The sequence below is a fragment of the Actinoplanes sp. NPDC048791 genome, from assembly GCF_040650095.1.
GTDB lineage: Bacteria > Actinomycetota > Actinomycetes > Mycobacteriales > Micromonosporaceae > Actinoplanes.
This window is the reverse complement of sequence record NZ_JBEZGQ010000470.1, coordinates 1-6,327: the sequence shown is the minus strand read 5'-3', so window position 1 is coordinate 6,327 and position 6,327 is coordinate 1. Positions and strand designations below refer to the sequence as shown.

Annotated in this window: 7 protein-coding genes; 6 read left to right on the top strand and 1 reads right to left on the bottom strand. The window is 71.6% G+C overall.

Annotated elements, in window-relative coordinates; translation table 11 throughout:
- From AB0C29_RS28275 to AB0C29_RS28255, 5 genes are all read left to right on the top strand, one after another.
- Positions 1-868 (top strand): sugar ABC transporter permease (locus AB0C29_RS28275; RefSeq protein WP_360826139.1); only part of this gene is annotated, 868 nt, incomplete at its 5' end.
- Positions 869-872: 4 nt separating this feature from the next.
- Positions 873-1,784, top strand: coding sequence for a carbohydrate ABC transporter permease (locus AB0C29_RS28270; RefSeq protein ID WP_360826136.1), 912 nt, complete (start codon positions 873-875; stop codon positions 1,782-1,784).
- 28 nt (positions 1,785-1,812) lie between these two features.
- Positions 1,813-2,976: a mandelate racemase/muconate lactonizing enzyme family protein gene (locus tag AB0C29_RS28265; protein WP_360826133.1), complete on the top strand. Its 1,164-nt coding sequence runs from the start codon at positions 1,813-1,815 to the stop codon at positions 2,974-2,976.
- Positions 2,973-3,797 carry an amidohydrolase family protein gene (locus tag AB0C29_RS28260; protein WP_360826130.1) on the top strand — a complete coding sequence of 275 codons (825 nt, stop codon included), beginning with the start codon at positions 2,973-2,975 and terminating at the stop codon, positions 3,795-3,797. The genes AB0C29_RS28265 and AB0C29_RS28260 overlap by 4 nt, the downstream gene beginning before the upstream one ends.
- Positions 3,794-4,825: an aldo/keto reductase gene (locus AB0C29_RS28255; protein WP_360826127.1), complete on the top strand. Its 1,032-nt coding sequence runs from the start codon at positions 3,794-3,796 to the stop codon at positions 4,823-4,825. Before AB0C29_RS28260 ends, AB0C29_RS28255 begins: the two co-directional genes overlap by 4 nt.
- Here the strand turns inward: AB0C29_RS28255 and AB0C29_RS28250 are convergent.
- Positions 4,773-5,522, bottom strand: coding sequence for a FadR/GntR family transcriptional regulator (locus AB0C29_RS28250; RefSeq protein ID WP_360826124.1), 750 nt, complete (start codon positions 5,520-5,522; stop codon positions 4,773-4,775). The two genes, AB0C29_RS28255 and AB0C29_RS28250, sit on opposite strands and share 53 nt — an antisense overlap.
- A 112-nt stretch (positions 5,523-5,634) precedes the next feature.
- Between AB0C29_RS28250 and AB0C29_RS28245 the strand changes: the two genes are divergently transcribed.
- A partial coding sequence (locus AB0C29_RS28245; RefSeq protein WP_360826121.1) for a PAS domain-containing protein occupies positions 5,635-6,327 on the top strand: 693 nt, incomplete at its 3' end.

Sequence of the window (6,327 nt, the reverse complement as noted above, 5' to 3'; positions counted from 1 at the left end):
GCCCGCCGGCCGCGACAACGTGATGAGCTACGGCCTCATCTCGGGTTACGCGGTGCTCACGCTGGCCTTCGGGCTGCTGCCGGCGCTGTACGCGGTGTACCTCGCGTTCACCGACGCCACCGGCGGATTCGCCGGGCTGGCCAACTTCTCCAAGGTGGTCGGCGATTTTCGCTTCTGGCCCGCGGTCACGCACGTGGCCCTCTACCTGGTGATCTGGCTGGTCGCGCTGGTGGCGCTGGTGACCGTGCTGGCGGTCGTCGTGCACGCGATCAGGGTCCGGTGGCTCAGCCGGACCCAGCGGCTGGTCTTCTACCTGCCGGGCGCGCTGGCCGGGGCCTCCAGCGTGCTGCTGTGGCTGTTCGTCCTCGACCCCACGGCCAGCCCGGTCGGCGGGCTGCTGCGGCTGTTCGGCTTCGAGAGCTTCGTGCAGGTCATCGTGCCGGGGAACCTGCCGGTCATCTTCGCCGTCATCGCCTTCTGGACCGGCGCCGGCGGCTGGATCGTCATCATGTACGGCGCCCTGAACAACATCAGCGCCGAGGTCATCGAGGCGGCCCGGGTGGACGGGGCCAACGCCGTACAGATCGCCTGGCGCATCCAGCTGCCGATGCTGCGCAAGTGGATCTCGTACATGGGCATCATGTCGCTCGCCGCGGGCACCCAGCTCTTCGTCGAGCCGCAGCTGCTCTCGCAGGCCAGCAACGCCGTGGTGCCCAACGACTACTCGCTCAACCAGCTCGCCTACCAGTACGCGTTCCAGCAGAACGACTTCAACGGAGCGGCGGCGATCTCCCTGCTGCTGCTCGTCGTCGCCCTCGCGCTGTCGGCCGTCTTCGTGACGCGCGGCGGCCTGTTCGAGCGGGAGTGAACCCATGAGCTCTGTGCCCACCGGCTCCGCGGCGGCGCACCGGCCCGGCGTCAGCGGCTGGAGCGGCCGGACGATCGTCGCGGTCATGGTGACGGTGTTTGTGCTGTTCTTCGCCGTCCCGATCGTCTGGCTGCTGCTGGCCACCACCAAGTCGGCGCGCGGCCTGAGCGTCGGCAACCCGTTCGCCTTCGGCAGCATCGGCGACCTGGCCACCAACTGGAGCCAGCTGTTCGGGTTCCAGGACGGCGCGGTCACCACCTGGATGACCAACTCGGCGCTGTACGCCGTCGGCGCGCTCGTCATCACCCTGGTGGTGAGCATCCCGGCCGGTTACGCGCTGGCCCTGACCCGGTTCCGGTTCCGGCGGCTGCTGCTGGTGCTGACCCTGGTCGTCATGCTGATCCCCAACACCGCGCTGGTGCTGCCGATCTTCCTGGAGCTCAACGCGGTGGGCCTGATCGGCAGCCCGCTGTCGGTGATCCTGCCGATGTCGTTCTTCCCGTTCGGGGTCTACCTGACCTACATCTACTTCTCCACCAGCATCCCGCGCGACCTGCTGGCCGCGGCCCGGATCGACGGGTGCCGGGAGATCCAGGTGTTCACCCGGATCGCCCTGCCGCTGGCCGCGCCGATCGTCGCGCTGGTCGCGTTCTTCAGCTTCGTGCAGAACTGGAACAACTTCTTCCTGCCCTTCGTGATGCTGCCCTCCAGCGACGGCTATCCGGTGCAGGTCGGGCTGACCTCCCTGCTCGCCTCCACCCCGGCGTTCAACCCGAGCTCCGCCGGCGCGCAGTCGGTCCAGCTGCCGACGCTGGCCCTGGCCACCGTGGTCTCGGTGCTGCCGGTGCTCATCGTCTTCCTCGTGTCACAACGCTTCCTGGTCGCCGGCATGACCGCCGGCGGGACCAAGGAGTGAGCCCAATGTCTGCCGACCAGGAGCCAACATGAAAGTCACCGGTTATCGCAGCCTGTTGACCAAGCACGACTGGGGGCGGCTGACCGGTGACGCCAACGGCGTGATGCCCGAGCCGCGCACCGACGTCCACGTGCTGATCCTCGAGACCGACGACGGGCTCGAAGGCGTCGGCGTCGGTCCCCACGGCGACATCGACCGGGTCTTCGGTGCCGTCGAGGGCGAGGACCCGCGGGCCGTCACCGCGCTGTACGACCGCATGCTGAGCTGGGTGTTCAAGACCGGTCACGCCGGGGCGACGTTCGGCGCGGTCGGGGCGATCGACATGGCGCTGTGGGATCTCAAGGCGAAGGCGGCGGATGAGCCGCTCTGGCGCACCCTCGGGGCGCTGGACCGCTTCGTGCCCGGGTACGCCTCCGGGCTCGACATCGCCCTCGACGACGAGGCCCTCGTGCGCCTCTACGAGCGCTACGCCGACCGCGGTTTCAGCTCGGCCAAGCTCAAGGGCGGCCTGGACGTCACCCACGACCTGCGCCGGCTGCTGGCGGTCCGCGACGTGCTGCACCGCAACTCGACGCACCCGGCGCTCATGCTCGACGCCAACGAGGCCTGGAACCGTACGCAGGCGGTCCGTTTCGTCAGCGAGCTGGAGCGCACCGTCGACCTGGCCTGGATCGAGGAACCGGTGCGCCGCTGGGACGCCGCCGGTCTCGCCTCGGTGCGCCAGCACCTGCGCACAGCCGTGGCGACCGGCGAGAACCTCACCGGCCTGGAGCAGTACCGGCCGCTGCTGGACGCCGGTGCCGTCGACATCGTCCAGGTCGGCAACGTCTGGGGCATCACCCACTTCCTCCGGGTGGCCGCCGTCGCGCACAGCCACGACCTGCCGGTGAGCCCGGTGTCGTACCACGCCAACCCGGTGGCCCACGCCGCCGCCGCGGTGCCCAACCATCTGTCCTTCGAGGTCCAGCACCTCGACTCGCCGATCGGCCTGCGGATCGATCAGGAGATCATGGACGGCGGCATCGTCCTCGGTGACGAACCGGGCATCGGCATCCGGGTCGACGAGGAGCACATCAACGCGGTACGGGCGGCCAACCCGGTCGCCGGGATCACCGGCCCGCACGTGCGTCCCCGGCGGGCCGGGCTGCGGCTGGTCCCCGAGTCCCGGCGCGACCTGCGGCACCTGTCATGAGCGGGGTGATCGATGCGCACGTGCACCTGTGGAACCGGGCCACCGATCCGCAGCCCTGGATCGACCCGGCGACGATGGCGGTCATCGACCGCGACTTCGCCGCCGGCGACCTGGAACGCATGCTCGACGAGACCGGCAGCGACACCGCGGTGGTGGTCCAGGCCAGCAACAGCATCGCCGAGACCCGGAGGCTGCTGGCCGGCGCCGGGCCCCGGGCGGCCGGAGTGGTCGGCTGGATCGATCTGACCGGCGACGTCAGTGCGCAGCTCGACACGCTGGGCCCGGATCCGGGCCGGCCGCTGGTCGGCCTCCGCCACCTGGTCCACCTCGACCCGGATCCGGCCTGGCTGCACCAGCCCGAGGTCAGCGTGGCCCTCGACGCCCTCAGTGTCCGCGGCCTGTGCTTCGACCTGGTCGTCCGCTCGTGGCAGCAACCGCTGGCCGCGACCGTCGCCGGGGAGCATCCCGGCCTGCGCTTCGTCGTCGACCATCTCGGTGGCATCGCCGACTCCATCGACGACGACGGCTGGGAACGCGGCCTGCGGGCGCTCGCCGCCCGGCCGAACGTGTGGGCCAAGATCTCCGGGCTGGCCGGGCTCGTGCAGGACCCGCAACGGCTGCGCCGGGTGGTCGGCGTGGCGGTCGAGGCGTTCGGCCCGCGACGTCTCATGTACGGCTCCGACTGGCCGGTGGCGTGTCTGGGCGCCGGCCCGGTCGCCTGGCGTAAGGCTGTGGACGAACTGCTGGCCGACCTGAGCGCGGGGGAGCGGGCCGCGATCATGTCCGGGACCGCCTCGGCCTGCTACGGTCTCGCCACATGACCAGTGCGGTCGAGCAACTGCGGCGCCGCGGCATCCTCGGGCTCGGCGGCGCACCGCTGGGCAACTTCGCCGCCGCCATGGACGACGAGCAGGCCGCCCGTACGCTGCGCCGGGCCTGGGAACGAGGTATCCGCTACTTCGACACCGCGCCGCACTACGGCCTCGGGCTGTCCGAGCGGCGCATCGGGGCCGAACTGCGCTACCGGCCGCGGGACGAGTTCCTCGTCTCCACCAAGGTCGGCCGGCTGCTCGTTCCCCGCGTACCCCCGCTCGACCGGGACGACGACGGCTTCGTCGTGCCCGGAGACCTGGAGCGGCGCTGGGATTTCTCCGCCGACGGCGTCGAGCGTTGCCTGCGGGGGAGTCTCGAACGCCTCGGGCTCGACCGGATCGACATCCTCTACGCGCACGACCCCGACCAGGCCTGGGACGGCGCGGCCCGGGAGGCCCTGGCGTCGCTCGCCCGGCTGAGGTCAGCGGGCGTCGTGTCGGCCATCGGCATCGGGACGAACTCGACCGCCGGCCTCGAACCGCTCATCCGGGCGGGACTGGTCGACGTGATCATGCTGGCCAACCGGTACTCGCTGCTGGAGCACAGTGCCCTCGACGCGGTGCTCGCGCCGGCCCGGGACGCCGGCGTCGCGATCGTCGCCGCCGGCGTCTTCGCCACCGGCCTGCTCTCGACGGACCAGCCCCGGCCCGGCGCCACGTACGAATACCGCCCGGCCGACGCCGCGGTGATCCGGCGGACCGAGCGGATCGCGTCGATCTGCGCGGACCACGGCGTGCCGCTGCCGGCGGCGGCGCTGGCCTTCCCGCTGCTGCATCCCGCGGTCGCCGCCGTGGCCATCGGCATGCGCTCGCCCCGGGAGGTCGACGAGGACCTCGAGCGGTTCAACACCGACATCCCCGCCGGGCTGTGGCGTGACCTGGTCTCGGCCGGCCTCATCCCGGCGGGCGCGGTGCCGGCGGGACCTACGAGCCGCTCTCCGGAGGAGCCGCCGGACGGCGCCGCTGCCAGGAGCTGACGATGTGGTGGCGCATCGCCCGCTCGGCGCCCTCGACGTCGTGCCGGGCGATCGCCTCGACCACCTTGCTGTGCTCCTCGATGGTCGACGCGAAAGCGCCGTCGTAGCGGAGCCCCTGATACCGGTCGCTCTCCAGTGCGCGCCGGTACAGGCGTTTGGCTATGTTCTCGGCCAGCCGGTTCCGGGAGATCTCCATGACCGTGAAGTGGAAGACGACGTCCTCCTGCCGGAAGGCGTCGCTCTCCTGCCGCATCTCCCGCATCGCGTCCAGGACGTGCTCGATGCGCGCCAGCTCCTCCTGGGTGTGGCGCTCGGCCACCGCGCCGGCCATGGCCGACTCCAGGTTGCCCCGCACGATGGTGAGCTCGTCGAGGATGCCCAGCGACTCGTCACTGTCGATCAGCGCGGAGAGCACGATCGGATCCAGCATGTTCCACGACCCGGACCGGGCCACCTGCGTGCCCCGGCCCTGGGCGACCACGACCAGCCCCTTCTCCTCGAGCCGCTTCACCGACTCGCGGATCACCGTGCGGCTCACCCCGAAGTGATCGCTGAGCGGGCCCTCCGGGGGCAGCAGGCCACCCTCGGGGATCTCACCGGTGACGATGAGCTCGACGAGCTCACTGGTCACCGCCACACCGAGCCGCGCCGAGCGGCGGCGGGGCGGAAAGGCCGAGGTGTCGGGCTGGTCTGCCATGACCGCAATATACGGGCCGCGCTGCTCCGGCCCTGGCCGCAGCCCCGGAGCGCTTCCCGCCGGCGTCCCGTAGATTGGTCGCACCCGAGGCAGAGAGAAGGCGGACCACATCATGACGGCCGTATCAGATGAGCGGCCGGGTGCTGCCGGCCCGGGAGTTGCCGCGCAGGAGGATCTGCGGGCGTTGTTCGGGCAGTCCATCGCCGTGTTCGCGTCCCTGGCCGGGCCGGCGCACGTGGTGGAAGCGGCCAACCCGGCGTTCTTCGCCGCTGTCGGCGCGGACCGCACGCGCACCGGGGTCCCGCTCGCGGAGCTGCTGCCCGAGCTGGCCGACCAGGGCTTCTTCGCCCTGCTGGACCAGGTCTACGCCACCGGCGAGCCCTACACCGGCCGGGACGCCCGCGTGGTGCTCGGGGCCGGCCCGCACGCGCGGGAGCTGTTCTTCGACTTCACCTACGAGCCGCGCCGGGACGCCGCCGGCGAGGTGACCGGGATCCACGTCATCGGCGTGGAGATCACCCAGGTCAAGCACGCCCAGCGGCTGATGGCCGAGCACCGCGTCCTGCTGGAGCAGATCGCCCGCCAGGCGCCGCTGGCCGAGGTGCTGGACGGCATGGCCCGCTCGATCGAGGCCCTCGCACCGGAGGAGGTCCTCGTCTCCGTCCTGCTCGCCGATCCCGACGGCCGGCACCTGCGCCACGGCGCCGCGCCCAGCCTGCCCGACTTCTACAACCAGGCCATCGACGGCATCGCCACCGGGGAGGGCGTCGGCTCCTGCGGCACCGCCGCCCACCGGCGGGAACCG

Coding starts and splice junctions, on each gene's coding strand:
- AB0C29_RS28270 (WP_360826136.1), top strand. CDS start 873: ATGAGCTCTGTGCCCACCGGCTCCGCGGCGGCGCACCGGCCCGGCGTC.
- AB0C29_RS28265 (WP_360826133.1), top strand. CDS start 1,813: ATGAAAGTCACCGGTTATCGCAGCCTGTTGACCAAGCACGACTGGGGG.
- AB0C29_RS28260 (WP_360826130.1), top strand. CDS start 2,973: ATGAGCGGGGTGATCGATGCGCACGTGCACCTGTGGAACCGGGCCACC.
- AB0C29_RS28255 (WP_360826127.1), top strand. CDS start 3,794: ATGACCAGTGCGGTCGAGCAACTGCGGCGCCGCGGCATCCTCGGGCTC.
- AB0C29_RS28250 (WP_360826124.1), bottom strand. CDS start 5,522: ATGGCAGACCAGCCCGACACCTCGGCCTTTCCGCCCCGCCGCCGCTCG.